The sequence below is a fragment of the Micromonospora sp. HUAS YX12 genome, assembly GCF_040215685.1.
Lineage (GTDB): Bacteria > Actinomycetota > Actinomycetes > Mycobacteriales > Micromonosporaceae > Micromonospora > Micromonospora tulbaghiae.
The window spans coordinates 877,277-903,135 of the sequence record NZ_CP157974.1 but is presented as its reverse complement, the minus strand read 5'-3'; the positions used below and the strand labels follow the sequence as shown (position 1 = coordinate 903,135).

The following is a 25,859-nucleotide window of genomic DNA, read 5'->3' as shown; positions in this document are numbered from 1 at the left end:
GATATTCACGGTAAGACACCATGCTGATACTCTGGGTGCCGCTGCGGTAAACGGACCCGGCGCCGCGCGAGAGGATGGCCCGCTATGGTCAAGAAGGTCCTCACCTGGGCCGGCATCGCATTCTTGATCTTCTTTGTTGCGTACCGGCCCAACTCCGCCGCCGACGTCTTCAAGTCTCTCGGCGGCGGCATCATGGACATCGCGCAGGGCTTCGGCGACTTCTTCACCAACCTCGTCGCCTAGCCGCCCATGGGAAGCCCCTCCGGTCCACCCTTCGACCCGGACGACCCCGACCGGGCACGCCGGGAGCGCGACACCGAGCCGATTCCCCGGATCGACCCGGACGACCCGGCCGGTTACGGCCCCGGCCCGTACGCGGACGCGGACGACGCCGGCTACGGCAGCGCGTACGCCGGTGAAGGGCGGTCCGGCCGGGCCTGGGCGCGTGACCCGGACGGCTTCCCGGACCAGCCGATCTCCGAGGACGAGCTGGCCGGGCTGCGGTCCGACGCCTCTGGCATGGCACCCCGCCGGGTGCTGCCGCTGGAGGACGAGCCCAGCTCGCTGGTGGCGCGTTACCTCTTCCCCACCGAGCGCTACCGGGGCGAGTGGAAGCGGCACTGGATCCACCTCACCACCCCGATCATCGTCGGCGTGGCGGCCACGTTCGTGCTCGGCTACCTCTCCGGCTTCCTCGCCGGGCGGGACGTCGGCGCGTTGACCACCGTCGCCGTGCTGCTCTGGTTCGCCGTGATGGGCTGGGTCGCCTGGAGGGTCGCCGACTGGTGGTACGACCGGTTCATCCTGACCAACAAGCGGGTGATGGTGGTCAACGGGATCATCACCAGGCAGGTCGCCATGATGCCGCTCACCCGGGTCACCGACATGAAGTACGAGCAGAGCCCGACCGGCCGCGCCCTCAACTACGGCACGTTCGTGCTGGAGTCAGCCGGCCAGGAACAGGCGCTCCGGGTGATCAAGAACCTGCCCAACCCGAACGAGCTCTACCTGCGTGTGGTCGAGGAGATGTACGAGCCGCAGGCGGTCGAGGCGCGGCTGGGCAAGGAGGCCGACGAGGCCAAGGCCGACGACGGAGCCTGAAACTTTTCGTCCGAACATCGGATGAACTGCACACCTTCCGCCATCGACCCGACCGGCCCGGCCGTGGCATTCTGCCAGGCAGGACGGGGGGAGATGAGCGTGGTGAGCAGAGATCCGCTGGAGGAGGAGTTCCGCGAATTCGTCGCGGCCCGGTCCGGCGCACTGCTGCGCACCGCGTATCTGCTCGCCGGTGACTGGGCCACCGCCGAGGACCTGCTCCAGACCGCGCTGACCAAGACCTACCTCGCCTGGAAGCGGCTCGGCGGGATCGACGCCATCGAGCCGTACGCCCGCCGCGTCATGGTCAACACGTCCACCAGTTGGTGGCGGCGCCGCTGGCACGGCGAGCGCCCCACCGAGGTGCTGCCGGAGCGCGCCGGTGTCGACGAGATCGAGCAGCAACTCGACCGGGACGCGCTCTGGCGGCACCTCCAGGCGCTGCCGGCCCGGCAGCGAGCGGTGCTGGTGCTGCGCTTCTACGAGGACATGTCCGAGGCGCAGACCGCCGCGCTGCTGGAGATCTCCCCGGGCACGGTCAAGAGCCAGACCTCCCGGGCGCTGAACACGCTGCGCCGCCGGCTCGGCTCCGAGGCGGCCCTGAGCCTGCCCACGCCGGCCGACGCGACCCCGTCCGCCCCGACCGCGCCCGCCGCGGCCGGCCGGTCCGTCCCGCCGGCCCGGGGCGCCGAGCCGACGCGTACCCCGGCGCGCCGGCCTGCCGCCCGGGTGCCCCGACCGGTCCCACCCGCGACTCCGGTCCGGCCCGCCGTCCCGATCCCGGCGGAGAGCCGATGAGCGGCACCCGGCACGACGCTGACAACCGGACGGGCAGCCCGGAGCGTCAATTCCCCGTGAGCGACGACGAGCTGGAGCGGGCGCTGCGGGAGACCCTGACCCGCCGCGTCGCGACGTCCCGCCCGCTGCCCGTCGACCCGGCCGGGGAGATCCTGCGCCGGGCGCGGCGCACGGGCCGGCGGCGTACGCTCACCGGCCTGGCCCTGGCCGGGGTCGCCACCGTGTTCATCACGGCCGGGGTGGCCCAGTTCAGCGCGTCCGGCGGCGACGGCGGCACGCCCACAGTGGTGCTCGGTGATCCGCCCGTCCTCTTCCCGTCCCCGGCGCCCTCCGGGCCGTCCTCGATCACCCGTTTCGGGCCGGTCCGCGCCGAGCTCGACCTGCTCGTCGGTGACCGGCTGGACACCAGCGGCGGCGAACGGCGGCAGCTGACCGGTGTGAGCGGCGTCGAACGGGCGCAGCGGATCCACGACCAGGAGGGCTGGCTGCTCACCTCGGCGGCCACCGTCGCCGGCCGTACCCTCTGGTGGGTGCCGGTCGGTGGCGCCGCGCCGCAGGTCATGCTCGCCGCCGCGGACGCGGTGGCGGTCTCCGCGGACGGCCGCCAGGTCGCCTGGCGGGACGGCACGGACCTGATCGCCGCCGGTGTGGTCGCCGGCCAGCTCATCGCGCCGGTCCGGATCGCCGCGCCGGACGGCGCCGTGCCGGTCGGCTTCGCCGGCGACGCCGTGCTGATCCAGCAGCCCGGCGACGGCGGGATGAGCGTCTGGGACCGCGCGCTGGGCGGGCAGCCGGGCCCGGTGAACCCGGACGTACGCACCGTCTACGGCACCCGGCCCGACGGCCGGGTGGTCGCCCTGGTCGCCGCCGGCCGGGACCAGCAGCGCTGCCTGGCCCTGCTCGACCCGGCCCGCGACCTCGCCCCGGTGCGTACCGGATGCGGCCCGAAGCTGGCCATCGACGGACTCGGCGCCGTCTCCTTCGACGGCCGGTGGCTGCTCGCGAACGGCACGTCGCGCACCGCCCTCCTGGTGGACCTGACCGACCCGGCCGGCCCGGTCACCCACCCGGCCGGCCCGGTGCTGGCCGGCGGCGTGGCCTGGACCCGGGGCGGCGTGGCGCTGCACGTGGACGCGAGCGGCGGGCTGGTCCGGGTCAAGCCCGAGCGGGTGCTGGCCGGTGACCGGCCCACGGCCTCGAAGGTCGAAGGGCTGGCACCGGAGGACCACCCGGTGGTGGTGGCCGACGTCCCCACGGTGCCCGACGGGGCGTAGCGTCGGGCGGGTGAGCGTCCCCGCCCGCATCGACCTGCACACCCACTCCACCGCCAGCGACGGCACCCTGACCCCCGCCGAACTGGTCCGGGCCGCCGCCGAGGCCGGGCTCGACGTGGTGGCACTCACCGACCACGACACCACTGCGGGCTGGGCGCCGGCCGTCGCCGCCCTGCCGCCCGGCCTCACCCTGATCCGTGGCGCGGAGATCTCCTGCCGGTGGTTCGGCGCCGAACCGGCGATCCCGCTGCATCTCCTCGCCTACCTGTTCGACCCGGCCGAGCCGCACCTGGCCGCGGAGCTGGCCCGGGTCCGCCGGGCCCGCGAGGAACGCGGCGAGCGCATCGTCCGGCTGCTCCAGGCCGACGGCATCCCGGTGAGCCGGACGGAGATCCTGGCCGGCGCGGGCGGCGGCACCGTCGGCCGCCCGCACATCGCGCAGGCGCTGATCCGGGCCGGTCTGGTCGCCACCACCACCGAGGCGTTCGGGCCGGACTGGCTCGGCGAGCGGTACCGGTTGCCGAAGGACGACATCGAGGTGTTCCAGGCGGTGGCGCTGGTCCGGGCGGCCGGCGGAGTACCCGTCTTCGCCCACCCGAAGGCCAGCCGGCGCGGCCGGATCGTGCCGGACGAGCTGATCGCGGACCTGGCGGCGGCCGGCCTGGCCGGGCTGGAGGCCGACCACGAGGACCACGACCAGGCCGAGCGGGAGCACGTCCGCGGGCTCGCCGCCGACCTGGGACTGCTGGTCACCGGCTCGTCCGACTTCCACGGCACGCACAAGACCGTCCGGCTGGGCGCGCACACCACCGGGCCCGAGGCGTACGAGCGGATCGTCGCGCTGGCCCGCGGGGTGACCCCTGTCGCTTCAGGCTGAAGCGCTCCGGCGGCACGGCTACCGTGTCCGCGTGGATCTCAAGCTCTTCGGCGAGGTCTTCGTGACCCTGCTGGTGATCGTCGACCCGCCCGGAATGATGCCCATCTTCCTCGCGCTGACCGGGCCGCTGCCCGCGCGCGACCGGAACCGGGCCGCCTGGCAGGCCGTGGCGCTGGCGCTCGGGGTCATCGTGATCTTCGCGGTGGCGGGGCAGACGATCCTGGCGTACCTCCACGTCGATCTGCCCGCGCTCCAGGCGGCGGGCGGCCTGCTGCTGATCCTGGTCGCGCTGGAGCTGCTGACCGGCAAGGCGGACGACCCGAGCAACCAGGTCACCTCCAACATCGCGCTGGTGCCGCTCGGCACCCCGCTGCTCGCCGGGCCGGGCGCCATCGTGGCGACCATGCTGTTCGTGCAGCAGGCCGGCGGTGCCGTCGACTACCTCGCCATCGGGCTCGCCATCGTCGCGGTGATGGTGACCGTCTGGGTGGTGCTGCGCTTCTCCGGCGGGATCGTCAAGGTGCTGCGGCCCGGCGGCATCGAGGTGCTGACCCGGATCGCCGGCCTGCTGCTGGCCGCCATCGCCGTGCAGCTCATCGCCGACGCGATCGCCGCGTTCGTGACCCAGTACCTCAACAACGCCTGAGCGGGTCCGTCCGGTGTCGTACCCGGATGGCAGGATTCTCCGTGTGCGACGACCGTCAGCAGCCGGCCCCACCGGCTCCCGGGCTCCCCGACCCCGCGCCGAGCAGTCCGAGCAGCTCGGCTTCGAGGGCATGCCGGAACGCCTGTTCGTCTGCACCCCGAGCAAACTCGGCGCGTACGCGGACTGCCCACGCCGATACCGCTACGCCTACGTGGACCGGCCCGCGCCGCCGAAAGGCCCGCCGTGGGCGCACAACTCGCTCGGGGCGAGCGTCCACACCGCGTTGAAGAACTGGTACGCGCTGGCCCCCGACCGCCGCCGCCCCGAGGTGCTCGCCACCCTGCTCAAGGGCACCTGGGTCCGCGAGGGCTACCGCGACGACGAGCAGGAGCGCGACGCCTTCCGGCGGGCGCTGACCTGGCTGGAGAGCTACGTGGCGGGCCTCGACCCGGCCGACGAGCCGGTCGGCGTGGAGCGGGTCGTCGCGGTCAAGACCGCGGTGCTCGCGTTCAACGGCCGCACCGACCGGATCGACTTGCGTCCCGGCCCGGACGGGCGGCCCGAGCTGGTCATCGTCGACTACAAGACCGGCCGCGCCGGCCTCGACGCCGACGACGCGCGCGGCTCGCAGGCGCTCGCGCTCTACGCGTACGCGGCCGAGCGGGTGTTCCGCAAGCCGTGCCGCCGGGTCGAGCTGCACCACCTGCCCAGCGGCACCGTCGCCGTCCACGAGCACACGCCGGAGTCCCTGCACCGGCAACTCACCCGCGCGGAGGACACCGCCCGCGACATCATGGCCGCCGAGCGCGCGGTGGCCGACGGCACCGACCCCGACGCGGCGTTCCCCACCGAGCCAGGCCCGCGGTGCGGCTGGTGCGACTACCGGCGTACCTGCCCGACCGGCGCGCAGACCCCGGGCAAGGAGCCCTGGTCCGCGGTCGAGCGGTTCGCCGACCCGGAGTGAGTGTGCGGCACTGTCAGGCCGCGGCCAGGCGGGCGGCCCGCTCCTTGGCGGCCTGTTGCAACGGGCCCTCCCGGTAGCGCCGGGGCACCGCGGCCAGCGCCAGTCGCAGCGCCCGCGCGCTCAGGTCCGCCGACAGGGCGGTGGTGGGCAGGCCCAGCCCGCCGTAGAGCCGCAACGCCCACGGCGGCAGCATCCCCAGCGCGGTGGCGGCGATCCCGAAGTACGCCCAGCGCGGCGGCCCCAGGTTCAGGCCGACCCGCGCCGGCAGGCTGAGCTTCCACGGGATCGGCGGCGCGGTCAGGAACAGTGCGGTCTCGGCCGCCTCCCGGGTCATCCGCAACTGCGGGCGTACGTCCCGGTAGTAGTCAGCCACCTCGGCGGCGGTCCCCGGTACGTCGTCCGGGTCCAGCCCGACCAGGGCCGCCGACCGGCGCTGCTCGGCGTAGTAGCCGTCCACCTCGTCGTCGGTGAGCGCCAGACCGGCCCGCCGGGCGGTGCTGACGAACGACTCCACCTCGGTGACGTGCACCCAGCGCAGCAGCTCCGGATCGTCGACGCGGAACTCCGCACCGGTGAACGGGTCGGTCGCGCGCATCCGGGCCTGCCGCGTACGCAGCCGTCGCCCGGCCGCCTCCGCCTCGGCCGTGGTGCCGTAGATCGTCGTCGCCACGTACGTCGCCGTGCGGACCAGCCGCCCCCAGGCGTCGGTGCGGTAGGCGCTGTTCTGTGCGACGCCGGCCATCGCGCGGGGGTGCAGCGCCTGGAGGTAGAGCGAGCGCAGGCCGGCGACGATCAGGATCGGTTCCTCGTGCACCTTCCACGTGACCGATCCCGGACCGAAGAGGCCGAGGTCTTCGGTGTCCACCGATCAAGAGTGCCACGCCTCGTCGCCGGCCGTCGGCGGTGCGGCGGCCGTCCTCGGCGCTCGGGTCAGTCGTCGGCGGAGCGGCGGGACTGGCAGGCCGGGCAGAGGCCCCAGAAGGTCACTTCCGCCTCGTCCAGCTCGAAGCCGTGCGCCACGTTCGGGTCCAGGCAGGGGGCGCTGCCGACCGCGCAGTCCACGTCGGCGATCTCCCCGCAGCCCCGGCACACCACGTGGTGGTGGTTGTCGCCGACGCGGGCCTCGTACCGCGCGGGACTGCCGGCCGGCTCGATCCGGCGGGACAGCCCGGCCCGGGACAGGGCGCCGAGCACGTCGTAGACGGCCTGGGTGGAGACCGAGTCGATCCGCCGGCGGACCCGCCGGGTGATCTCGTCGACCTCCAGATGACCGCCGGCGGAGAGCACGTCCAGCACGGCGAGACGCGGCCGGGTGACCCGTAGGCCCCTCGACCGGAGCAGCTCCTCACCTGTGGACATGGGTCCATGACAGCACGGGGCGGGCGGGCCGACAAGCGAGCGTTGTTCACCCGTGGCCGGGGCCACAGATGAACCGGCGCCGCCGCGCGCGCGTGTATCGAGGAAGGCGGCGTCACGCCGTACGCTGAGCGCGCCAAACCACCCACTCGCCGGAGGTGTCGGTGTTCAGGGAAATCAACGGTCTGCCGGTCCACGTGCTCGTCATCCACGCGGCGGTGGTGCTGGTGCCGCTGCTGGCACTGCTCGCCGTCGGGTACGGGGTGCTGCCCCGCTGGCGGCACCGCCTCGACTGGGCGGTCGCGGCGCTCGCCGTGGTCACCCCGATCGTCGCCTGGGTGGCGACCGAGTCCGGCGAGGAGTTGGAGGCGGCCCTGCGCGCGAAGGGCTACCCGCCGGACCGGCTCCAGCAGATCAGCGAGCACGCCGAGTACGGCGACACGCTGTTCTGGTTCGCGCTCGGGCTCGGCGTCGCCGCGCTGCTGCTCGTGCTGTCGACGAGCCGCTTCGTCGCGGGCCGGAAGCTGCCCCGCTGGCTCCCGGTGGTGCTCACCGTCGTGGTGGCAGTGCTCGCGGTCTTCGCGCTCGTGTACGTCTACTGGACCGGGGACAGCGGCGCGAAGATGGTCTGGGACGGCGTCGTCTGACCGGTACGGCTCAGAACAGCACCCGCGAGCACAGCAGGCAGGTGAGCAGCACCAGCACCACGGCGACGGCCGCCCCGATGCCGTAGGTGAGCCGCTGCGCCCGCTGCTCCGCCTGGTCCATCGCGGCCATGTCCTGCGGCGGGAGCCGGCGGGGCGGTGACGGCTGCACGTGTACCGGTGGGCGCCAGCCGGGCGGCGGAGGCGTGCTCGGCGGCGGGCCGGCGTACCCCGAGGGAGGCGTGCCACCACCGGGCGGGCCACCACCGGGCGGGCCCGGCCATGCGCCGCCGGCCACCGTCCAGCCGTCGGCCGCCTCCGGCCGGGCCCACGGGCTGTCGGTGGCCGCCTCGCGTGACCACGGGCTGGCGTTCCCGGCCGCTTCCGGCGTCCCCGCTGTTCCGGCCGCCTCCGGAGTGTCCGCCGCTCCGGCGGCGCCGGTGGAGGCTCCGGCGGTGTCGATCCCGCCGGTGACGGCCGGGTCTGCTGCAGGAGTGCTCGGCTCCGGTTGGTCCGGGCGTCGCCAGGTCTCGTCGTCAGGGCTGCCACCGCTCGGCGTCGTCACGCCGTCCGACGCTACCAACGCCCCGGCCGGTCGGCCGCCCGACGCGTCGATCACCGCCACCCCGGCCCCTCGCGCCCGGTGGATGGCGTTCCGACGGCTTCCGGCCCGGTACGGCCGGGCCCGGGACGATCCGGCCGGTCCTGGGGAGCGAGCCGGCGGCCCGTTCGGCGGTATCGTTGCTGCTCGTGACCGACCCCGCCATCCGGACACCGCGCGACGACGACGATCGCGTGGTCGACCTCAGCGACGACCTCGTGGTGCTGCCCGAGCAGACCAGCGACGACACCGACCGCGGCTGGGGCGAGCGCCCCGGCGGCAACGACGACTGGCTGCTCGCCGAGCGCCCCCCGCACTGGGGCTGATCGCGTCAGCCGCGTACCACCACGGCGAAGCGACTGCCCTCCGGTAACCCGACCGCCCGCCGGGCCTGCTCGGGCGGCAGCGCCAGGTAGAGCGCCGAGGAGCCGTCGACCGCTCCGGTGGCGCCGACCACGTCGAGCACCAGCGCGCGCGGAGCCAGCAGCGTCGGGTCGGGCGAACCGCCGGCCGGCACGACGAGCAGGTCGACGCGGGCACCCGGGCGCAGCACCGCGAGCGCGGCCGGCTCGGCCAGCCGGATCGGGACGCCCACCGCGCCGGCCGGCAGGGCGCGGATACCGCCGGACGGGGAAGCCGTCGCCGGGGCGGACGGCAACACGCGGGGTGGCGGGCAGGACGGCGGCGTCTGGAGCACCGCCGCGGCCAGCCCCAGCAGCACCGCGACGAGCGTCACCCGGAGCAGCGTCCGGCGCCGGGGCAGCCCGCGCCAGCGGACCGGCCGCAACGTCGCCTCGCCACCCGTCACCGCTGCCTCCCACCGCCGGCCAACCGTCCGACCGCAGGCTAGGCCCGGCCTCCCACCGCTCGCCGCCCCGCGGCTCGCGCCTGTGGATAACCCGCCGTCCTGTGGAAAACAGCGAAAGTGGCCGCCCCCGAGCGGGGACGGCCACGTGTCGCGCAGAGAAGGCTGCGTCAGGAGGAGCTGGACGCCGCCGGCGCCTTGCCGGCAGCCGACCCGGACCCCGACCCGGAACCGGACGAAGAAGACGATCCGGACGACGAGGACGAGGACGACGAGGAGTCCGACGACGACGAGGACGAGGACGACTCGGACTTGGCCGGCTTGCTCGTGGTCGAGGTGCCGTTGTCGGAGCCGGACGAACGGGAGTCCGTGCGGTAGAAGCCGGAGCCCTTGAACACGATGCCCACCGAGTTGAAGAGCTTTCGCAGCCGCCCCTCACACGCCGGGCACTCGGTCAGCGGGTCGTCCGAGAAGGACTGCACCGCCTCGAGCTGGTGGCCGCACGCGGTGCAGGCGTACTGGTACGTGGGCACGTTCTCCTCCGGATCTTCGGCACGGCCTGTTGGCACTCGTGGTCTTCGAGTGCCAATGGTGCGTCATGACCCCCGGGTTCGTCCAGCGGAAGCGCCCGGGCCCACACCCGGGACCGCCACCAGCCCGTCCGCCGGGGTGATCACACAGTGCACCGGGTGGTCGTGCGGCAGGGCGGGCACCGCCTCGACCAGCTCGCCGTCGTGCAGCAGCGCCACCGTCGGCACGGTGGCGGGCAGCCGGGCCAGCGCGCGGTCGTACGAGCCGCCGCCCCGGCCCAGCCGCACTCCCCGGCGGTCCACCGCGACCGCCGGCACCACGACCAGGGCGGCTCCGGCCACTGCGGTACGCCCCCGGGGCGGTGCGGTCGGCTCGCGCAGCCCCCGGCCGGCGGCGCGCAACGACTCCGGGCCGGTGTACGGGGCCCAGTCCAGGTCCAGGTCGTCGCGGAGCACCGGCAGCAGCAACTCGGCGTCGGGCGGCAGCGCGGCGCGCAGCACGTCCGGCAGGTCGTCCCCGCCGGGCTCGGAGGCGACCGGCACGTACGCGCTCATCCTGGCCGGCCGCAGCCGGCGTACCAACGTCACCAGCTCGGCCTGGACGGCGGCCGCCGCCACCGCGCGGTCGGCCGCGGACAGCGACCGGCGCGCGGCGAGTAGCGCGATGCGCATCTCCCGCTTCGCATCGTGCGCTTCATCCGAAAATTCCGGCACGCAACACTCCTGACGCAACGCTTGCCTAATGGTCGCTCTGTGTCAGCATCGCACCAAGGGAGCGGAACTTCCGGGGGGAAGATTGACGCTACGCGGGCGGTTGACGGCGGCTTTCCTCGCGGTGGTCCTCGGCCCCGTCCTGCTCGGCGCGTTCTTCGCCGGGGCCACGCTCAGCGCCGTCGACCACAGCCGCGCCACCGAGCGGCTGGGCCTGGCCGCGGCCGGCGTCCGTACCTCGATCGACGCCCTCTGCCAGCAACTACGCGCGGCGGCCGACGCGGTCGCGCTGGTCGGCGAACCGGCGGCCCGGTCGCGCGCGGCCGACCAGGTGGTCGCCCGGGGCCTGGCCGCCGCCGTGCTGATCGCCGACGCCGCCGGCCGCACCACCTACGCCACGGCCGGCGAGCCGGCCGGGCGCTGGCAGGACTGCGCCGGCGCGCCCGCCACCGGAGTCGCGGCGCTCTCCGCCCAGGTCGGGCTCCGCGACCCGGCCGGCACCGACCTGGGGGCGGTCGCCGCCGCCCAGCCCGTCGACCGGGCCTTCGTGGCGCGGCTCGCCGCCGTGACGGGCGTCGGGGTCACCCTCCTCGACGACCCCGGCGGCATCACCCACACGACCGAGGACCAGGGGGTACGCGCAGCGGTGCTGGCCGCCGCCGGCAAGGCGGACGGGAATCGGGTGACCGGTACCGGCGACGGCCGGTACGTGCGGCGGGTCGGTCCGTCTCCCGGTCAGCCGCTGCCGCTGGTGCTGTCGGTACCGGGGGAACGTGCGCCCGGCCTGTACGGGGCGCTGATCGCCGCCGTCGCGCTGGCCGCCCTGCTCGCAGTGCTCGCGGCCTGGCGGCTGGCCCGGGTGACCACCCGGCCGCTCGGTGAGCTGGCCGGCGCGGTGGACCGGGTGGCGCGCGGCGACCTGACCGCCCGGGTGCCGGTGCGCAGCCGCGACGAGATCGGGCGGCTCGCCAGCGCCTTCAACCGGATGACCCGGGAGACCGGCACCTACGTGACGGCGCTGACCAGCAGCCGCGACCAGCTCCGCAACCACCTCGCGGTGCTCGGCGACACGCTCGCCAGCACGCACGACCTGCAACGCATCCTGCGGGTGATCCTGGACAGCGCGATCGCCGCCACCGGCGCCCGGGCCGGCGCGGTGCTGCTGGTCGACGGCGAGGGCGTCCTCGTCGGCCGGTGCGTGGAAGGGCTGACCGGGCGCTGGCCGACGGGCGACCCGGCCGACCCGGCGACGCTGCGGGTGCCGGTCGGCGCCGGGGTGCTCGGCGCGGTGGCCGCCACCGGCGAACCGCTGCGCGGACGGTGGGCGCCGCCGGACACGCCGACCGGGGAGCCGTCCTGCGAGACGTACGTGGCGGTGCCGTTCGCCACCCCCGGCGCCGCCGAACCGCGCGGCCCGGACCGGCCCGGCCACCCGCCCGCCGACGGCGACCCGCCCGGCTCGGCCTGCGCGGCGCTCGGCGTGCTCGTGCTCTACGACCGGCTCGGCGGGCACGAGTTCCACGACGACGACGTGGTCACGCTGCGGACGTTCGCCGGGCACGCGGCGGTCGCGGTGGAGAACGTCCGGGTGCACGAGGAGGCGCAGCGGCTCTCCCTCACCGACCCGCTGACCGGGCTGTGGAACTACCGCTACCTGCGCGAGTCGATCCGCCGCGAGGTGGAGCGGGCGAACCGGTTCGGCCGGATGCTCAGCGTGCTCGCGCTCGACCTGGACCGGTTCAAGAACGTCAACGACACCTGGGGGCACGCCGCCGGGGACGCCGTGCTGGTCGAGTTCGCCCGCCGGGTGCGCGGCGTGATCCGCGAGGTGGACCTGGCGTTCCGGCAGGGCGGCGAGGAGTTCGTGGTGCTGCTGCCGGAGACCGACGCCCGGGGCGCCACGATCGTCGCCGAGCGGCTCGGCGCTGTGGTACGCGACCAGCCGGTGGCGGTCGAGGGCAGCGGCGACGAGCCGGTGCGGGTGCCGGTGACCGTCTCCATCGGCATCGCCGTCTACCCGGACCACGCCGCCGGCGGCCAGCAGGTGCTCGACGCCGCCGACGACGCGTTGTACGCGGCCAAGGCCGCCGGACGTGACGGCTACCGGCTCGCCCCGGCGCCCGATCCGGTGCCCACCCAGGAGATCCCGGTGGTGGCCGCCGGTGCCGGCCCACCGGACGGGCTGCCCCGGGCCGGCGCGGCGGACCCGGCGGGCACCGTCCAGGGCGGCGCGTCTTCCGGTCCTCACCCGCCGCGGCAGAGCCGTGGCCGATAGTCTCGCGACATGTCGGAGCACTCAGCGAACCCCTCAGCGGCCCCCGGTCGCTCCCGTGCGGTCAAGGCCGTCATCCCGGCCGCCGGCCTGGCCACCCGGTTCCTGCCGGCCACCAAGGCGGTTCCCAAGGAACTGCTGCCGGTCGTCGACCGCCCGGTGCTGCAGTACATCGTCGAGGAGGCCGCGCAGGCCGGCATCGACGACATCCTGCTGATCACCGGGCGCGGCAAGACCTCGATGGTGGACCACTTCGACCGCCGGCCGGACCTGGAGGAACGGCTCGCCAAGAAGCCGGAGCTGCTGGCCGAGGTCAAGCGCACCGAGGAGCTGGCCGCGATCTACACGGTCCGCCAGCCGGAACAGCTCGGTCTCGGGCACGCCGTCGGGTACGCCGAGTCGCACGTCGGCGACGCGCCCTTCGCGGTGCTGCTCGGCGACGAGTTCGTCAAGCCCTCCGAGCCGCTGCTGCCGGCCATGCTGGAACTCCAGGCCCGCACCGGTGGCGTGGTGCTCGCGTTCTTCGAGGTCGACCCGGCCGAGACCAGCCGCTACGGCATCGCGTCGGTCGAGCCCGCCGAGTCGGAGTACGCCGACATCGCCGAGGTCGTCAAGGTCACCGGCATGGTGGAGAAGCCCAGCCCGGAGGACGCCCCGAGCAACCTCGCTGTCCTCGGCCGGTACGTGCTTCCCGGGAGGATCTTCGACGCGATCCGGCGTACCGAACCGGGCAGCGGCGGCGAGATCCAGCTGACCGACGCGATGGAGCTGCTGCGTACCGAGGGGGTGCCGGTGCACGCCATCGTCTACCGGGGCACCCGCTACGACACCGGCATGCCGCTCGGCTACCTCCAGACCGTGGTGCAGATCGCCGCCGAGCGGGAGGATCTGGGCGCCGAGTTCCGCAAGTGGCTGACCGAGTTCGTCAACAACGGCGACGAGACGGTCACCGCCGCCGTCCTCGACGGCATCCGCGGCGCGTCCGGCGGTGCCGATACATGACCGCGACGGCCGACGCCGAGGCGGCCGCGAACGAGTTGACGCCGCTCGCCGACTACCTGGGCAGTGTGCTGCGCAGGTTACGCGCGCTGCCTCCGCTCGACCTCGACCTGACCCAGGCGTACGGCAACGTGCTCGCCGAGGACGTGGTCGCCCCGCACTCGTACCCCGCCTTCGACCAGGCGGCGGTGGACGGGTACGCCGCGCGCTGGGAGGACATCTCCGGTGGGAGTCGGGGGCCGGGCTACGTCCCGGCCCCCTCCGGTATGCCCGGCGGCCGCAGCATCCGCCTCAACGTGGTGGGTGATCTGGGCGCGGCGAGCTGGCGGCCGGTGCGGCTCACCCCCGGCTCCTGCTTCTCGGTGGCGGCGGGGGCGCCGCTGCCGATCGGCGCGGACGTGGTCGTCCCGGTGGAGTGGACCGACCAGGGCATGGCCGCCGTCGAGATCTTCCGCGCCCCCAAACGGGGGTACGGCCTGCGCCGCGCCGGGGAGGAACTGGTCGCCGGCACGCTGCTCGCCCGCGCCGGCGCGTACGTCTCACCGGCCCTGGTCGCGGTGTTCGCCGCCACCGGCATCGGGCACGTGGTGGTACGGCCCAGCCCGCGCGTGGTCATCGTGGCCACCGGCGACGAACTGGTGGACGTGGGCCGGGGCAGCCAGCCCGGGCAGGTGGTGGACACCAACTCGCACGCGCTGACCGCGGCGGCGGCGGAGGCGGGCGCGCTCGCGTACCGGGTGGGGATCTGCGACGACGACCCGGAGGCGCTGCGCGGCCTGCTGGAGGACCAGACGCTGCGCGCCGACCTGATCATCACCACCGGCGGCACCGGCACCGGCCCCGGTGACATGGTCCGCCGCATCCTGTCCCGCCGCGACGGCGGGCGGGCCGGGCCGGTCGCCTTCACAGAGGTGGCCCTCTATCCCGGAACGGCCCTCGGGTTCGGTACGGTCGGCGCCGAGGAGGTGCCGGTGGTGTGTCTTCCCGGTGAGCCCGGCGCGGCGCTGATCGGCTTCGAGGTGCTGGCCCGGCCGGCCATCCAGCTGCTGGCCGGCGCCGAGCCGGTGTTCCGGCCGAGCGTCCGCGCGCACCTGCTGGAGACGGTCTCGTCCCCGGTGGGGCTGCGCGAGTTCCGGCCCGCGCACGTGGCCGAGCGGCGCGGCGGCGGGTACACGGTCCAGCCGCTCGCCGGTGGCCCGTACACGCTCTCCGGCCTGGCCGAGGCGAACGGCCTGCTGGTGCTCGGCGAGCGGGTCACCACCGCGGCTGCGGGGTCTACCGTGGATGTGCTCCTGCTGGACCGGCGCCGGTGAGCGCGAGGAGTGAGCTTGCGAGCCCCGCAGTCGCGAACGAAGGGCTGACTCGGTGAGGTTCCGGCGGGCGCCGGGGTGGCCGGCGGTGCTGGTGGACGGTCCGGTGGTGCTGCGGCCGTACCGGCGTTCGGACGCCACCGCCTGGTCGGAGATCCGGCGCGCCAACCGGGAGTGGCTGGCGCCGTGGGAGTCCCATGTGCCCGGCGGCTGGTACGAGACGAACTCGCCCTCCGCGTTCCGCCTGGTGCACGCCGACCAGCGCAAGTCCGCGCGTACCGGTGAGGGCATGCCGTTCGCGGTCTGCCTGCGCGAGAACGGGCAGGAGCGGCTGGTCGGCCACGTCAACATCGGCAGCATCGTGCGGCGGGCGTTCTGCTCCGGGTACGTGGGCTACTGGGTGGACTCCAGGGTGGCCGGTCGAGGCGTGATCCCGACGGCTGTGGCGCTCGCCGTGGACCACGCGTTCGGGCCGGGCGGCCTGCACCGGATCGAGGTGAACATCCGGCCGGAGAACCTGCCGTCCCGGCGGGTGGTGGAGAAGCTCGGCTTCCGCGAGGAGGCCTATCACGTGCGCTACATGCACATCGACGGCGCGTGGCGCGACCACATCGGATACGCGATGACCGGCGAGGAAGTGGTCGCCGAGGGCGGGCTGCTGGCGCGGTGGCACCGCGTACGTGACAACCGCCGCTGAGGCGAACGCCCGGCGCGGCGCACTGTGAACCGGGTCGGCGGCCCGTAACCTCAAGTAACTGCAAGCTGTGGCAAGCGCTGCCCGCCCGCACGAAGTGTGCCGTAAACGACGGTCGACGGAAGAAGTTGCGGCGGTGTGACGCTCGCCGGAGAACTTTGGTGACGGGAGGGGTGAGGGTGCCCACGTCGGTGCTCCTCGCCGTCCTCGCCGCCGCCGGTCTGCTCGCCCTCGCTCCGGCGCTGGTCCGCCGGTACGACGCCACCGAGCGGCTGGTGGCGGAGCGGGCGCAGTCGACGGCGCGGGTGCTCCAGCGCCGGCGTCGGCGGCGCACCGTGCCCGGGCGGCGACCGCTGCACCCGCCGCGCTCCCTCGTCGTGACCCTCAGTGAAGACTCCGACACGGGTAGTCTCGCCCGCCCGGTCTCCGCGCCACCGCTGCGCCGTCGCTCCGGGCGGCTCCGGCCGGTCTCCGCGGTGCCGGCCCAGTCCCGCCGACGGCACCCGCCCCGGCGGCGGCACACCCCGGCGATCTACCGCCGGCGCCGGGTGCTGGCCGCGCTGCTGCTGCTCAACCTGGTCGAGCTGGGCGGCGTGGTGCTCGTCGGACCCGGGTTCTGGATCAGCGTCTCGGTCACCGGCACGCTGCTCGTGGCGTACGTCGTACACCTGCGGCAGCGCGCCCTGGCCGAGCGCCGGCGGCGGCGCGCGGACGCCCGCGAGGCGGCCTGGCTCGCCGCCCGCCAGGCCGAGGTGCGCCGCGAGCAGGCCCGGCGCGCGGCGGCCCGCCGGGAGGCGCAGCGCCGGCTGGCCGCCCAGCGCGAGGCGGTCCGGCGTACGGCGATGGGGCTGGACCGTCCCGCGGACCTGCCGCCGGCGGCGAGCGGCGGCTCGGTGTCCTACCGGCGCGCGGGCGGCCTGCGCGGACGCCCCTACCAGTCCGGCCGAGGCGCCTGACCCGCTCGCCCGCCCCGCCGGCGCTCGGCTCGGTGGCGATCTTGGAAGAATCGGGCCCCTCCGAGGGCCGCCTTCTTCCAAGATCTACATGGGCGGTGGGGTGGTTCGCGTCGTGGGGGCGCGACCTGTTAGCCTTGTCGCCGACCCACCCGGTGAAAGCTGGGTGGGACCGACGCTGGTTCGCCAGCGGAGGGGCTGTGGCGCAGACCGGTAGCGCACCTCGTTCGCATCGAGGGGGTCAGGGGTTCAAATCCCCTCAGCTCCACCCAGTTCAAAGGCCGTCTCCGCCAGTCGGAGACGGCCTTTTTCGAACCCGCACGGCAGCCGCCGACGTCAGTCGAACAGGTCGTCGAGCGCCTTCTGTTCGAGGTCGCGCCAGCGCTGGGCGTCCTTCAGCGCCTTGGCGATCTCCTTCTCGTCGAGGTGGTGCGCGCCCTCCTCGCGGATGCACGCGACGCTGAACGGCCCGCCGACCGACGGCGAGGTCCGCTCCAGCGACTCCAGCACCCGTACCACGCCCACCACGCCGTACTCGACGGTGCGCGTGGTCATCCGGAAGTGGGACAGCAGCGCGCCGGCCTGCTGGGCCATGGGCGCGCCGGAGCCGATGGCGTGGAAGCCCACGTCCTCGTAGCGGCCGATGAGCCCGTTGGGGTTGATCTCCACGATCCACGGCCCGCCCTGGCTGAAGCCGGCCGCGAGCAGGTACGCCGACACCCCGCCGCCGGTGCCCTCGCCGGGCACGTCCGGGATGTAGTTCTCGTAGTGCTTCTTGAAGACGGGCAGGACGCGCTCCTGCAACTCGTCGCCGATGTCGGGTGCTTCGAGGATGGCGGTGGCCGAGTCCTGGAGGAGGGGGCGCAGGTCGTTGAGTACTCCCCGCGCGCCGCTGCCGCCCCAGGCGGCGCAGTCGCCCAGCGGGTGCAGCTTCTGGGCGGGGAAGCTCAGACCGCGGTCGCTCTCGGTGATCTGGGAGTCCGCGCCGATCACCACCCCGTCGCTGCAGACAACGGCGAGTACGACGGTCATTGGGGCCTCCTGGGCAGGGGGTACGGGGTCGGGCGCGAGGTACCCGGCACCCCGCCTGCCTACACCCCGACGAGGGTTGGCCCACTCGTGGAGTGGACTGTCGGAGGGCTGCGAAATGCGTCTGACTGGTGCGCGCACTTTCAGCGGTTGATACCGAGCGGGCGTCGGATCGGCATCAGACGGGTGGGCGGCTCCGATAAAGGCGCCATCCGACGAATCCGGCCGGCTGCAGCTCGTACACTCCGCGCTCAGGGTGCCGCCGCTATGAGGTGTGAACTCCACGGTGATCCTGGTGGTGCGTCCATGACGGTCGACGTCGACGACGGTGGCGTCAGTGGTGACGCCGCGGTTTGCGAGGCCAATCGCGGTCGTGTAGCACCGACGTCGACGGTGGTGGCTCCGCTCGGAACGGTTACTCGCTGAGGGCGGCCGGCGCGGTGACGATGTCGCCCAAGACGGCCAAGAGGCGCTCCTGCTCGTCGGCGGGTAGACCGAACCGTGCGGACGAGAGTTTCGCGGCGTACGGCGCGAGAGTGTCGAGATCGGCAAGCTGTTGCCGTACCTCCGCAAGCACCTCGGCGTCGGAGTCGACCGGCTCGGCACCGGTGTAGTCCTCAGACGCCAGCTCCATGCGGTATTCGACGGCGTCGATCGCCCGACCCGCGACGTACGCGGCGAAGACCGGCTCTCCGTGGAGGTAGCACTCAGCGGCGAAGAGGGTCGCCGCTGCGGGGTCGTCGTCGGCGTCGTCTGGGCCCTCCTGTCCGTCGTTGTGGCAGTACTCGCTCCGATAGAACTCGCCGAGAGTGATAGCGATCGGCTTGAAGGCGGTCCGATCGCCGGCGGCCGCGCGCCATATGAGGCCGAGGAGCGGCCGTAGGCTGCGTGTGAATGGCAGCCCTTGCGGGTCCAGTCGCATCAGCCGCTCCGCCGTTATGGCGGCGAACGCGACCGCCGTACCAGCGTCGGCCGCCAGCAGCCGCGACCGCACCTGCTGGCTCAGGATCTGCCAATCCGACACGCCAACCTCCGAACACCGATCCGGGCTAGGGTGCGACCGGAACCTGCGGCACCGGACGGTACGCGGACTCGGCGACTCGCGCTACGCGTAGAGATTGTTGTCGTAGCCGGACTACGGGAAGGCTGCCGCCCGTCGGCGGCGACGCGGTCGAGTGGCCGGCCGGATGCGTTACGGCGGCGGCTCGTGGAAGTAGACGGTGGCCGACCACCAGTCACCGTCGGCAGTGATCTCGTTCTGGACGACGACGTCCTGCACCTCGATGCCCGGCCGTTGTTCGATGCTGTCGGCGATGCGGCGTAGCAACGCCGGGACACTGTCCTGGCCCGGACCCACCGGGTTGGCCTGCGAGAAGTGCTTGATGGTCCACGACCGCGGTTCGGACGGCATGGCGGCAGTCTGCCAGTGCCTCCGTCTCAGATGACGCCGGCGGCGAACAGGCCGGCGTAGCGGTCCAGGTACAGCGGCCAGCCCTGGTCGTGGCCGACGCCGTCACGAACCGACTCCCAGCCCGGACCGTGCCGGTCCAGGTTGCGGTGCTCCAACTCGACCCGGGTCCGCTGCGGTGTCTCGGCGATGAACCGGACCTCGACCTCGCTGGCGTTGTCCAGATCCTGTTCGAGCTGCCACACCGGGCTGATGTCCCAGCTGAAGACGAGCCGGTCCGGCGGCTCGAAGACGAGGATTCGCGCCCAGGCGCACTCACTGCCGTCCTCGCTGCGGTCGTAGATGTGCCCACCGGCCTTCGGCTCGAACACCGTCTCCGCGATCGGCGACGGCAGCAGGTTGTGCTCCTTCGGCTTGAAGTCGCCGAACCGTTCCGTGAACACCGCGAAAGCCCGCTCGACCGGCGCGTCGACCACGATCTGCCTCCGCACGACCGCATCCGCTCCACTCATGATTCCTCCTCGTAAGGACGCTCGGCGACGTCCTTGAAGCCGTCCAACGCGCGGCTCCAGTAGGTGTCGAGCTGATCTCGTAAGGCGGCCACGCCGGCGGGATTGAGCCGGTAGACACGCTTCGTGCCCGCCGTACGGTCCGTCACGAGGCCGGCGTCCTTCAGCACCCGCAGATGCTGCGACACCGCCGGCCGGCTGACCGGCAGCACCGCGGCCAGCTCGCCGACCGCCCGTGGCTGCTCCGCGAGACACGCGATGATCGCCCGTCGCGTCGGGTCGCCCAGGGCGTCCCACCCGTCCTCGATTCGGTAAGTGGCCACGAACGGTAAGCTACGACTTACCCTTGGCCTCCGTCAAGCCCCTGAAAGGCGTTCCGGGCGCAGTGGTCACTGTTGCCACAGGAACGCTGCCGTAGCGCATGACCGGCAGCGGAACCCGTACCCGCAGCCACCGCCACCGAAGTTGAAACCGGTGCGGTGATCGTGGCCTTCCTCAAGCTGAACGACGAACGACATGGGCAGAGCGCAGGCGGGACAGGCAGGCGTCTGGTCGAACTGGAGCCACGCCGGCGCTCCGCCGAGCTGCCCGAGGACGTCTCGGAGCGGTCGGCCGGACTCGCTGCGCCAGTGCTCGCGCGCCTCGTCGTAGCCGGCGGAGTCCGTCACAGGCACGTAGGTGACGGCGGATGTCTCCGGCGCCAGGACGGTGTCGCCGGAGGGTGCGGCGGACGGGGTCAACTCCCCAAGGGGAAAGACGAACGCGCGATTGCCGCCGGCGGTCGCATCCCACTCGTCGCACAGGCCCGGATCGTTCTGGCACATGAAGATCGACAAGAGTGCGGCGTCGGCCGCGTCGATGTCGTCGAGTCGGACCTGGGCCAGGAACTGCATCGGTCCGTCGCACTCGTCGCACAGTGGCCAGTCGAAGCCCGCAGGCACGAGCGGAACACCGCCGGTACGTGTGCCGGGCGCATCCGGCGCCGTGTCACCGCTATGGATCATCAGAACCGTCACGCGGCGCAGCGTATGGGAGTGCCGCCATTTCGCGCCGCGCGGATGTGCCCGGGGCCGGCACCCGGCCGGGCGGCCGGCTGACATCGTGCCCGCTGGTAGCCTGACGCCTCCCCACGAGAGGCGGAGTCGGCCCGGTGCTCAGGATGGTGCTGCGGAGGTCGGTCGCGGCGGGCGCCGTCTGCGTGGTGGCCGCGTGCGGACCCTCGACCGCTGTTCCAGCGGATCGTTCGGCGGGCGAAGGTGTCCCCTCCACGGCCCAGGCGGCCGGCACGCCCGCCGCCGGGAAGCCGTCCGCGATTCCGGCGACCGGCGGATCCGGCTACTCCGCGACGTTGTCGGCGCGGCTGGTGACCACGGACGCGCTGCCACCAGGTTTCACTGTGGACGTCGCGACGGTCATGGCCTCGGATGCGGGCCGGCAGCGCCCCGGTCCCGAGGTGCCCTGTGCGGACATGATTCCGCTGCTGTCGGCCACCCGGCTGACCGGTACTCCGTCGGCGATGGCCGCTGCCACAGTCAGCTCGGCCGAGGGCCCCGACTACCCGTGGGTGGCGAACGAAGTCATCAGGACGTACGCCGACGACGGCGCCCGAGGGGCGATGGCGGACCTGCGGACGTTCATCGGCCGGTGCCCCACCGTCGCGTCACCGAGCCAGGACGGAGGAAGCTACCGTTTCGCGGTGGCACCGGGGCCGCGACTTGGTGACGAGAGCATGCGCGTCGTCTCCAGCACGACTTCCGGATCGATCACCCTGGAATGGGACAGCATCCTCGTCCGGATCGGCACCACCCTGGTGATCGTTCATGAGCAGGGCAACGAGCCCGGCGGCGACGACCACCTCACCCGGCTCGCCGAAGCCGCGCTTCGCAGCTACCAGACGACCGGACCCTGAACGCCCTCGGGCGATCGGCGGCAGCTCACCTGGTCGAATCGACCATAGCCTCCGTGCCGGAACGCGCGGGCCTCGAAGAACAGGCAGGCGCGCCAACTCGTCCACGTACCTGCTCCCGGTGGTCGGATGGCCGACGCCACAACCGCCGGGCATCCCGGTCAGCCGCGGCGGAACGTCCGGCGGTAGGTGTCCGGCGGCACGCCGACGGTGCGCTGGAAGTGCCGGCGCAGCGTCGTCGCCGTACCCATGCCGGACGCCTCGGCGACGGCGTCGATGCTGTCGCCGGTGTTCTCCAGCAGCTCCTGTGCCCGCCGGATGCGCTGCGTGGCCAGCCACTGCGACGGCGTGGCGCCGGTCGCGGCGGTGAAGTGCCGGACCAGGTTGCGGGTGCTCATGTTCGCCTGGCGGGCGAGGCCGGCGACGGTGAGCGGGCGGTCCAGCCGCGCCAACGCCCAGGGGAGCAGCGCGGCGAGCGGGTGGTCCTCACGGGCCGGGACCGGGGTGGTGACGTACTGGGCCTGGCCGCCCGCGCGGTGCGGCGGCACCACCAGGCGGCGGGCGACGGCGTTGGCGACTGTCGAGCCGTGGTCGCGGCGGATCAGGTGCAGGCACAGGTCGATCGCGGCGGCCTTGCCGGCGGAGGCGAGCACGTCGCCGTTGTCCACGTAGAGCACGTCCGGGTCGACCTGGACGCGCGGGTAGCGGGCGGCGAGCGCGCCGGTGTGCGCCCAGTGGGTGGTGGCGCGCAGCCCGTCGAGGATGCCGGCGGCGGCGAGCACGAACGCGCCGGTGCAGAACGAGACCATCCGGGCGCCCGCCGCGTGGGCGGCGCGGACCGCGTCGACCAGATCGGCGGGCGGCTCGGCGTCGGTGTCCTCGATCGCCGGGACGATCACCGTGTCGGCGCGGGCCAGGTGTTCCAGCCCGTGGTCGGGCGTGACGGCGAACCGGCCGACGCCGACCGGGCCGGGGCCGCAGACCACCAGGTCGTACCAGGGGTCGGCCAGGCCGGTCGGGTCGCGGACGAAGATCTCGCAGGCCGCTGCCAGCTCGAAGTGCAGCATCCCGTCGGTGGCGGCGAGCGCGATCAGGGTCATGTCCGAAACTGTACGGGCATTGGCGTTTGCGCCACTGGCCCGGCCCCGGGATCCCGGCGAGGATCGTCTCAGTCGATCTTCGAGGGGGAACATCATGCGGGTGGCGGTGTTCGGGGCGTACGGGCACACCGGGCGGTTCGTGGTGGCGGAGCTGCGGGAGCGGGGATACGAGCCGCTGCCGGTGGGGCGCGACGCGGGGAAGCTGGCGGCGGCGTTCCCGGGGGCGGAGCAGCGGGTGGCGTCGGTCGACGACCCGGGCTCGCTGGACCGGGCGCTGGCCGGGGCGGCGGCGGTGGTCAACTGCGCCGGGCCGTTCGCCTCGACCGCCGGCCCGCTGATCGAGGCCGCGTTGCGGGCCGGGATCCCCTACGTCGACGTGGCGGCCGAGATCGAGGCGAACCGGGACACGTTCGCCCGCTACGCCGAGCGTGCCGAGGCCGCCGGTGTCGCGGTGGTGCCCGCCATGGCGTTCTTCGGCGGGCTCGGTGACCTGCTGGTCACCGCCGCGATGGGGGACTGGACGGCGGCCGACGAGGCGCACGTCGCGTACGGGCTGAGCAGCTGGCACCCGACGGCCGGGACGGTCGCCTCCGGCGCCGTCTCGCGCGAGCGCCGCGACGGCCGGCGGGTCCGTTTCACCGACGGGCGCCTGGTGTACGCCGACGGCGACCTGCCCCGGCTGGACTGGGAGTTCCCGGCGCCGCTCGGTGTCCGGCCGGTGCTCGGCGAGTTCACCATGGCCGACGTGGTGACGGTGCCGAGCCACCTGGACATCCCGGAGGTGTGCACGTACATGACCGCGAACGCGGCGGGGGATCTGGCCGCCGGGGACGCGCCGGTCGCTGTGGACGAGCGTGGCCGGTCGGCGCAGACGTTCACGGTCGACGTGGTGGTACGCGCGGGTGACGTCCGGCGGCGGGTGGTGGCCCGCGGGCAGGACATCTACGCGATCAGCGCGCCGCTGGCGGTCGAGGCGGTCCACCGGATCCTGACCGGGCGGACGCGGGCGAAGGGCGTCGCCTCGGCCGGCCGGATCTTCGACGCGCCCGATCTCCTGCGCGCGCTGTCGGCGCACCTCACGGTCGGGACGCTGCCGGCCGCCTGATGCGCCCTCGACCTTCCGCATCCACACCTACCGATTGACAATGTTTGGAATCCAAACTTACTCTCGCGCTGGGCGGGTGCGCGCCCCGCCTTCCCCGTCCACGCGCCCCACCCACCACGAAGGAACCACCATGTTCCGCTCTCCCCGTACCGCCCGACTGCGGGTCGGCCTGGTCGCGGCGACCGCCGCCACGCTCGTGGCCGGCACCGCCGTGATGGCGACGAACGCCCAGGCGGCGGCCGGCTGCCGCGTCACCTACACGACCGCGAGCCAGTGGCCCGGCGGGTTCACCGCGAACGTCGACGTGACGAACCTCGGTGACCCGATCAACGGCTGGAACCTGCGCTGGACGTTCCCGTCCGGCCAGCGGGTCACCCAGGCGTGGAGCGCCACAGTCACCTCCTCCGGCGCCGACGTCACCGCCACGAACGTCGGCTACAACGGCGCCATCGCCACCAACGGCAGTGTCTCGTTCGGTTTCAACGGCTCCTGGTCCGGCGCGAACACCGCGCCCACCGCGTTCTCCCTCAACGGTGTGGCCTGCACCGGCGGCGTCGGCGGGACCACCCCGCCGCCGACCACCACGCCGCCGCCGACCACGCCGCCCCCGCCCACCACGCCACCGCCCACCACCCCGCCGCCGGCCGGCAACGCCATGGCCGCGGTCGCCGCCATGCAGCCCGGCTGGAACCTCGGCAACTCCTTCGACGCGGTCGGCGCGGACGAGACCGCCTGGGGCAACCCGCGGGTCACCGAGGCGCTGCTCGACAACGTTCGGGCGCAGGGCTTCAACAGCATCCGCATCCCGGTGACCTGGAGCAACCACCACGGCGCCGCGCCGAACTACACGATCGACGCGGCCTGGCTGAACCGGGTACGCGAGGTGGTCGGCTGGGCGCTCGCCGACGGCTTCTACGTGGTGCTCAACATCCACCACGACTCGTGGCAGTGGATCAACACGATGCCCACCGACCGCGCAGGCGTGCTGAACCGCTACAACGCCCTCTGGACCCAGATCGCCGCCGCGTTCAAGGACTCCTCCCCGAAGCTGACCTTCGAGAGCGTCAACGAGCCGCAGTTCACCGGCAGCTCCGGCGACGCGCAGAACGCCACGCTGCTCAACGAGCTGAACACCTCGTTCCACCGCATCGTCCGCCAGTCCGGCGGGAACAACGCCACCCGGCTGCTCGTCCTGCCGACCCTGCACACCTCCGCCGAGCAGGCCCGGGTGGACGAGCTGGTCAGCACGTTCAACACGCTCGACGACCCGAACCTGATCGCCACCGTCCACTTCTACGGGTACTGGCCGTTCAGCGTGAACGTCGCCGGGGGCACCCGGTTCGACGCGACCGTCCAGCAGGATCTGACCGACCAGTTCGACCAGGTCTACAACGCCTTCGTCACCCGCAACATCCCGGTGATCATCGGCGAGTACGGGCTGCTCGGCTTCGACCGCCACACCGGCACCATCGAGCAGGGCGAGAAGCTCAAGTTCTTCGAGTTCCTCGGCCACTACGCGCGCAGCCGCAAGCTGACCACCCAGCTCTGGGACAACGGCCAGCACTTCGACCGGACGTCCTTCGTCTGGAAGGACCCCGAGCTGTTCGCGCAGATCAAGTCGAGCTGGACCACCCGCTCCGGCACCGCGTCCAGCGACCAGGTGTACGTGCCGCGCACCGGCTCGATCACCGCCAAGAGCCTGACGCTCAACCTGAACGGCACCACGTTCCAGGGGCTGCGCCAGGGCACCACCGACCTGGTGAACGGCACCGACTACACGGTCTCCGGCAGCACCCTGACGCTCACCGCGTCGGCGCTGACCCGGCTGGTCGGCTCCCGCGCGTACGGGGTGAACGCCAACCTCCAGGCCCGCTTCTCCGCCGGCGTGCCGTGGCGGATCAGCGTCATCACGTACGACCCGCCGGTGCTGTCGAACGCGACCGGCACCACCGCCGCGTTCACGCTCCCGGCGCAGTTCCGCGGCGACCAGCTCGCCACGATGGAGGCGAAGTACGCCGACGGCAGCAACGCCGGGCCGCACAACTGGACCTCGTACAAGGAGTTCGACGTGACGTTCGCGCCGAACTACACGGGCAACACGATCGCGCTGAAGCCGGAGTTCTTCGCCGAGGTCAACGACGGCCAGCGGGTCACGCTCACGTTCCACTTCTGGAGCGGCACGAAGCTGACCTACTACGTGACCAGGTCCGGCAGCACGGTCACCGGCACGGTGAGCTGACCGCGACTGCACGGCTCGCGGCGGTGGGCAT

Annotated in this window: 30 protein-coding genes and 1 tRNA gene; 19 read left to right on the top strand and 12 right to left on the bottom strand. The window is 73.4% G+C overall.

Annotated elements, in window-relative coordinates:
- Positions 1-84 precede the first annotated feature (84 nt).
- The 7 genes from ABIH81_RS04430 (at position 85) to ABIH81_RS04400 (ending at position 5,657) form a co-directional block, all read left to right on the top strand.
- On the top strand, positions 85-243 hold the full coding sequence (locus tag ABIH81_RS04430; RefSeq protein ID WP_013283898.1) for a hypothetical protein: 159 nt from the start codon (positions 85-87) through the stop codon (positions 241-243).
- Positions 244-249: 6 nt separating this feature from the next.
- A complete protein-coding gene (locus ABIH81_RS04425; RefSeq protein ID WP_349879138.1) occupies positions 250-1,101 on the top strand; it encodes a PH domain-containing protein in 852 nt (283 codons plus the stop codon).
- Between the two features lie 93 nt (positions 1,102-1,194).
- Complete coding sequence (locus ABIH81_RS04420) at positions 1,195-1,896, top strand: SigE family RNA polymerase sigma factor (RefSeq protein WP_349879137.1); 702 nt, start codon at positions 1,195-1,197, stop codon at positions 1,894-1,896.
- A gap of 56 nt (positions 1,897-1,952) precedes the next feature.
- Positions 1,953-3,170 carry a hypothetical protein gene (locus ABIH81_RS04415; RefSeq protein WP_349879136.1) on the top strand — a complete coding sequence of 406 codons (1,218 nt, stop codon included), beginning with the start codon at positions 1,953-1,955 and terminating at the stop codon, positions 3,168-3,170.
- Between the two features lie 10 nt (positions 3,171-3,180).
- Positions 3,181-4,047, top strand: a complete 867-nt coding sequence (locus tag ABIH81_RS04410; RefSeq protein ID WP_349879135.1) for a PHP domain-containing protein — start codon at positions 3,181-3,183, stop codon at positions 4,045-4,047.
- Positions 4,048-4,078: 31 nt separating this feature from the next.
- Complete coding sequence (locus ABIH81_RS04405) at positions 4,079-4,693, top strand: MarC family protein (protein ID WP_013283903.1); 615 nt, start codon at positions 4,079-4,081, stop codon at positions 4,691-4,693.
- 130 nt (positions 4,694-4,823) lie between these two features.
- Positions 4,824-5,657, top strand: a complete 834-nt coding sequence (locus ABIH81_RS04400; RefSeq protein ID WP_349881008.1) for a PD-(D/E)XK nuclease family protein — start codon at positions 4,824-4,826, stop codon at positions 5,655-5,657.
- A gap of 13 nt (positions 5,658-5,670) precedes the next feature.
- Here the strand turns inward: ABIH81_RS04400 and ABIH81_RS04395 are convergent, their stop codons facing one another.
- Together ABIH81_RS04395 and ABIH81_RS04390 are read right to left on the bottom strand one after the other, a co-directional pair.
- On the bottom strand, positions 5,671-6,522 hold the full coding sequence (locus ABIH81_RS04395; protein ID WP_349879134.1) for an oxygenase MpaB family protein: 852 nt from the start codon (positions 6,520-6,522) through the stop codon (positions 5,671-5,673).
- 65 nt (positions 6,523-6,587) lie between these two features.
- The gene (locus ABIH81_RS04390; protein WP_194798708.1) at positions 6,588-7,016 is read right to left on the bottom strand and encodes a Fur family transcriptional regulator; all 429 of its coding nucleotides are present in this window, start codon (positions 7,014-7,016) and stop codon (positions 6,588-6,590) included.
- 161 nt (positions 7,017-7,177) lie between these two features.
- On the opposite strand from ABIH81_RS04390, the gene ABIH81_RS04385 reads away from it, so the two are divergent.
- A complete protein-coding gene (locus ABIH81_RS04385; protein ID WP_349879133.1) occupies positions 7,178-7,660 on the top strand; it encodes a DUF2231 domain-containing protein in 483 nt (160 codons plus the stop codon).
- Between the two features lie 10 nt (positions 7,661-7,670).
- Here ABIH81_RS04385 and ABIH81_RS04380 read toward each other — a convergent pair whose 3' ends face one another.
- Positions 7,671-8,222: a hypothetical protein gene (locus ABIH81_RS04380; RefSeq protein WP_349879132.1), complete on the bottom strand. Its 552-nt coding sequence runs from the start codon at positions 8,220-8,222 to the stop codon at positions 7,671-7,673.
- 185 nt (positions 8,223-8,407) lie between these two features.
- Here ABIH81_RS04380 and ABIH81_RS04375 point away from each other — a divergent pair, with 185 nt between their 5' ends.
- Positions 8,408-8,584, top strand: coding sequence for a hypothetical protein (locus ABIH81_RS04375; protein ID WP_349879131.1), 177 nt, complete (start codon positions 8,408-8,410; stop codon positions 8,582-8,584).
- Positions 8,585-8,589: 5 nt separating this feature from the next.
- Here the strand turns inward: ABIH81_RS04375 and ABIH81_RS04370 are convergent, their stop codons facing one another.
- Entirely contained in the window at positions 8,590-9,066 is a 477-nt protein-coding gene (locus tag ABIH81_RS04370) for a flagellar biosynthesis protein FlgA (RefSeq protein ID WP_349879130.1), read from the bottom strand.
- A gap of 117 nt (positions 9,067-9,183) precedes the next feature.
- Between ABIH81_RS04370 and ABIH81_RS04365 the strand changes: the two genes are divergently transcribed.
- The gene (locus ABIH81_RS04365) at positions 9,184-9,441 is read left to right on the top strand and encodes a hypothetical protein (RefSeq protein WP_349881284.1); all 258 of its coding nucleotides are present in this window, start codon (positions 9,184-9,186) and stop codon (positions 9,439-9,441) included.
- A 218-nt stretch (positions 9,442-9,659) separates the two neighbouring features.
- Here ABIH81_RS04365 and ABIH81_RS04360 read toward each other — a convergent pair whose 3' ends face one another.
- A complete protein-coding gene (locus ABIH81_RS04360) occupies positions 9,660-10,265 on the bottom strand; it encodes a 5-formyltetrahydrofolate cyclo-ligase (protein ID WP_349879129.1) in 606 nt (201 codons plus the stop codon).
- A gap of 124 nt (positions 10,266-10,389) precedes the next feature.
- Between ABIH81_RS04360 and ABIH81_RS04355 the strand changes: the two genes are divergently transcribed.
- The 6 genes from ABIH81_RS04355 to ABIH81_RS04330 all read left to right on the top strand — a co-directional run bounded on the left by ABIH81_RS04355 (position 10,390) and on the right by ABIH81_RS04330 (position 16,800).
- Positions 10,390-12,579 (top strand): diguanylate cyclase, encoded by a 2,190-nt coding sequence (locus tag ABIH81_RS04355; protein ID WP_349879128.1) that lies wholly within the window; start codon positions 10,390-10,392, stop codon positions 12,577-12,579.
- A 9-nt stretch (positions 12,580-12,588) separates the two neighbouring features.
- Positions 12,589-13,578, top strand: coding sequence for a UTP--glucose-1-phosphate uridylyltransferase (locus ABIH81_RS04350; protein WP_349879127.1), 990 nt, complete (start codon positions 12,589-12,591; stop codon positions 13,576-13,578).
- Positions 13,575-14,888, top strand: a complete 1,314-nt coding sequence (gene glp / locus ABIH81_RS04345) for a gephyrin-like molybdotransferase Glp (protein ID WP_349879126.1) — start codon at positions 13,575-13,577, stop codon at positions 14,886-14,888. The genes ABIH81_RS04350 and glp overlap by 4 nt, the downstream gene beginning before the upstream one ends.
- 52 nt (positions 14,889-14,940) lie before the next feature.
- Positions 14,941-15,582: a GNAT family protein gene (locus tag ABIH81_RS04340; RefSeq protein WP_349879125.1), complete on the top strand. Its 642-nt coding sequence runs from the start codon at positions 14,941-14,943 to the stop codon at positions 15,580-15,582.
- A 170-nt stretch (positions 15,583-15,752) separates the two neighbouring features.
- Positions 15,753-16,535, top strand: coding sequence for a hypothetical protein (locus tag ABIH81_RS04335; RefSeq protein ID WP_269696085.1), 783 nt, complete (start codon positions 15,753-15,755; stop codon positions 16,533-16,535).
- A gap of 191 nt (positions 16,536-16,726) precedes the next feature.
- A tRNA-Ala gene (locus ABIH81_RS04330) sits at positions 16,727-16,800 on the top strand.
- A 68-nt stretch (positions 16,801-16,868) separates the two neighbouring features.
- Here the strand turns inward: ABIH81_RS04330 and ABIH81_RS04325 are convergent.
- The 6 genes from ABIH81_RS04325 to ABIH81_RS04300 all read right to left on the bottom strand — a co-directional run bounded on the left by ABIH81_RS04325 (position 16,869) and on the right by ABIH81_RS04300 (position 20,494).
- The gene (locus tag ABIH81_RS04325; protein ID WP_349879124.1) at positions 16,869-17,564 is read right to left on the bottom strand and encodes a proteasome protein; all 696 of its coding nucleotides are present in this window, start codon (positions 17,562-17,564) and stop codon (positions 16,869-16,871) included.
- A 412-nt stretch (positions 17,565-17,976) separates the two neighbouring features.
- Positions 17,977-18,585, bottom strand: coding sequence for a hypothetical protein (locus tag ABIH81_RS04320; RefSeq protein WP_349879123.1), 609 nt, complete (start codon positions 18,583-18,585; stop codon positions 17,977-17,979).
- Between the two features lie 168 nt (positions 18,586-18,753).
- Positions 18,754-18,972: a hypothetical protein gene (locus ABIH81_RS04315; protein WP_349879122.1), complete on the bottom strand. Its 219-nt coding sequence runs from the start codon at positions 18,970-18,972 to the stop codon at positions 18,754-18,756.
- 26 nt (positions 18,973-18,998) lie between these two features.
- Positions 18,999-19,481 carry an SRPBCC family protein gene (locus tag ABIH81_RS04310; RefSeq protein ID WP_349879121.1) on the bottom strand — a complete coding sequence of 161 codons (483 nt, stop codon included), beginning with the start codon at positions 19,479-19,481 and terminating at the stop codon, positions 18,999-19,001.
- Entirely contained in the window at positions 19,478-19,801 is a 324-nt protein-coding gene (locus tag ABIH81_RS04305) for a metalloregulator ArsR/SmtB family transcription factor (RefSeq protein WP_349879120.1), read from the bottom strand. The genes ABIH81_RS04310 and ABIH81_RS04305 overlap by 4 nt, the downstream gene beginning before the upstream one ends.
- 66 nt (positions 19,802-19,867) lie before the next feature.
- Complete coding sequence (locus ABIH81_RS04300) at positions 19,868-20,494, bottom strand: DUF1963 domain-containing protein (RefSeq protein WP_349879119.1); 627 nt, start codon at positions 20,492-20,494, stop codon at positions 19,868-19,870.
- A 380-nt stretch (positions 20,495-20,874) separates the two neighbouring features.
- On the opposite strand from ABIH81_RS04300, the gene ABIH81_RS04295 reads away from it, so the two are divergent.
- On the top strand, positions 20,875-21,387 hold the full coding sequence (locus ABIH81_RS04295; protein WP_349879118.1) for a hypothetical protein: 513 nt from the start codon (positions 20,875-20,877) through the stop codon (positions 21,385-21,387).
- 158 nt (positions 21,388-21,545) lie between these two features.
- Here the strand turns inward: ABIH81_RS04295 and ABIH81_RS04290 are convergent, their stop codons facing one another.
- On the bottom strand, positions 21,546-22,484 hold the full coding sequence (locus ABIH81_RS04290) for a helix-turn-helix domain-containing protein (RefSeq protein ID WP_349879117.1): 939 nt from the start codon (positions 22,482-22,484) through the stop codon (positions 21,546-21,548).
- Positions 22,485-22,578: 94 nt separating this feature from the next.
- Between ABIH81_RS04290 and ABIH81_RS04285 the strand changes: the two genes are divergently transcribed.
- Both ABIH81_RS04285 and ABIH81_RS04280 read left to right on the top strand, forming a co-directional pair.
- Positions 22,579-23,589, top strand: coding sequence for a saccharopine dehydrogenase NADP-binding domain-containing protein (locus ABIH81_RS04285; protein WP_349879116.1), 1,011 nt, complete (start codon positions 22,579-22,581; stop codon positions 23,587-23,589).
- A gap of 130 nt (positions 23,590-23,719) precedes the next feature.
- Positions 23,720-25,828, top strand: coding sequence for a cellulase family glycosylhydrolase (locus ABIH81_RS04280; RefSeq protein WP_349879115.1), 2,109 nt, complete (start codon positions 23,720-23,722; stop codon positions 25,826-25,828).
- Positions 25,829-25,859: the final 31 nt, after the last annotated feature.

What these genes read in the sequence shown, in the direction of transcription:
- ABIH81_RS04390 (WP_194798708.1), bottom strand. Translation starts at nt 7,016, where the DNA reads ATGTCCACAGGTGAGGAGCTGCTCCGGTCGAGGGGCCTACGGGTCACC.
- ABIH81_RS04285 (WP_349879116.1), top strand. Translation starts at nt 22,579, where the DNA reads ATGCGGGTGGCGGTGTTCGGGGCGTACGGGCACACCGGGCGGTTCGTG.
- ABIH81_RS04350 (WP_349879127.1), top strand. Translation starts at nt 12,589, where the DNA reads ATGTCGGAGCACTCAGCGAACCCCTCAGCGGCCCCCGGTCGCTCCCGT.
- ABIH81_RS04325 (WP_349879124.1), bottom strand. Translation starts at nt 17,564, where the DNA reads ATGACCGTCGTACTCGCCGTTGTCTGCAGCGACGGGGTGGTGATCGGC.
- ABIH81_RS04310 (WP_349879121.1), bottom strand. Translation starts at nt 19,481, where the DNA reads ATGAGTGGAGCGGATGCGGTCGTGCGGAGGCAGATCGTGGTCGACGCG.
- ABIH81_RS04290 (WP_349879117.1), bottom strand. Translation starts at nt 22,484, where the DNA reads ATGACCCTGATCGCGCTCGCCGCCACCGACGGGATGCTGCACTTCGAG.
- ABIH81_RS04430 (WP_013283898.1), top strand. Translation starts at nt 85, where the DNA reads ATGGTCAAGAAGGTCCTCACCTGGGCCGGCATCGCATTCTTGATCTTC.
- ABIH81_RS04425 (WP_349879138.1), top strand. Translation starts at nt 250, where the DNA reads ATGGGAAGCCCCTCCGGTCCACCCTTCGACCCGGACGACCCCGACCGG.
- ABIH81_RS04420 (WP_349879137.1), top strand. Translation starts at nt 1,195, where the DNA reads ATGAGCGTGGTGAGCAGAGATCCGCTGGAGGAGGAGTTCCGCGAATTC.
- ABIH81_RS04315 (WP_349879122.1), bottom strand. Translation starts at nt 18,972, where the DNA reads ATGCCGTCCGAACCGCGGTCGTGGACCATCAAGCACTTCTCGCAGGCC.
- ABIH81_RS04280 (WP_349879115.1), top strand. Translation starts at nt 23,720, where the DNA reads ATGTTCCGCTCTCCCCGTACCGCCCGACTGCGGGTCGGCCTGGTCGCG.
- glp (WP_349879126.1), top strand. Translation starts at nt 13,575, where the DNA reads ATGACCGCGACGGCCGACGCCGAGGCGGCCGCGAACGAGTTGACGCCG.
- ABIH81_RS04360 (WP_349879129.1), bottom strand. Translation starts at nt 10,265, where the DNA reads ATGCGCATCGCGCTACTCGCCGCGCGCCGGTCGCTGTCCGCGGCCGAC.
- ABIH81_RS04400 (WP_349881008.1), top strand. Translation starts at nt 4,824, where the DNA reads ATGCCGGAACGCCTGTTCGTCTGCACCCCGAGCAAACTCGGCGCGTAC.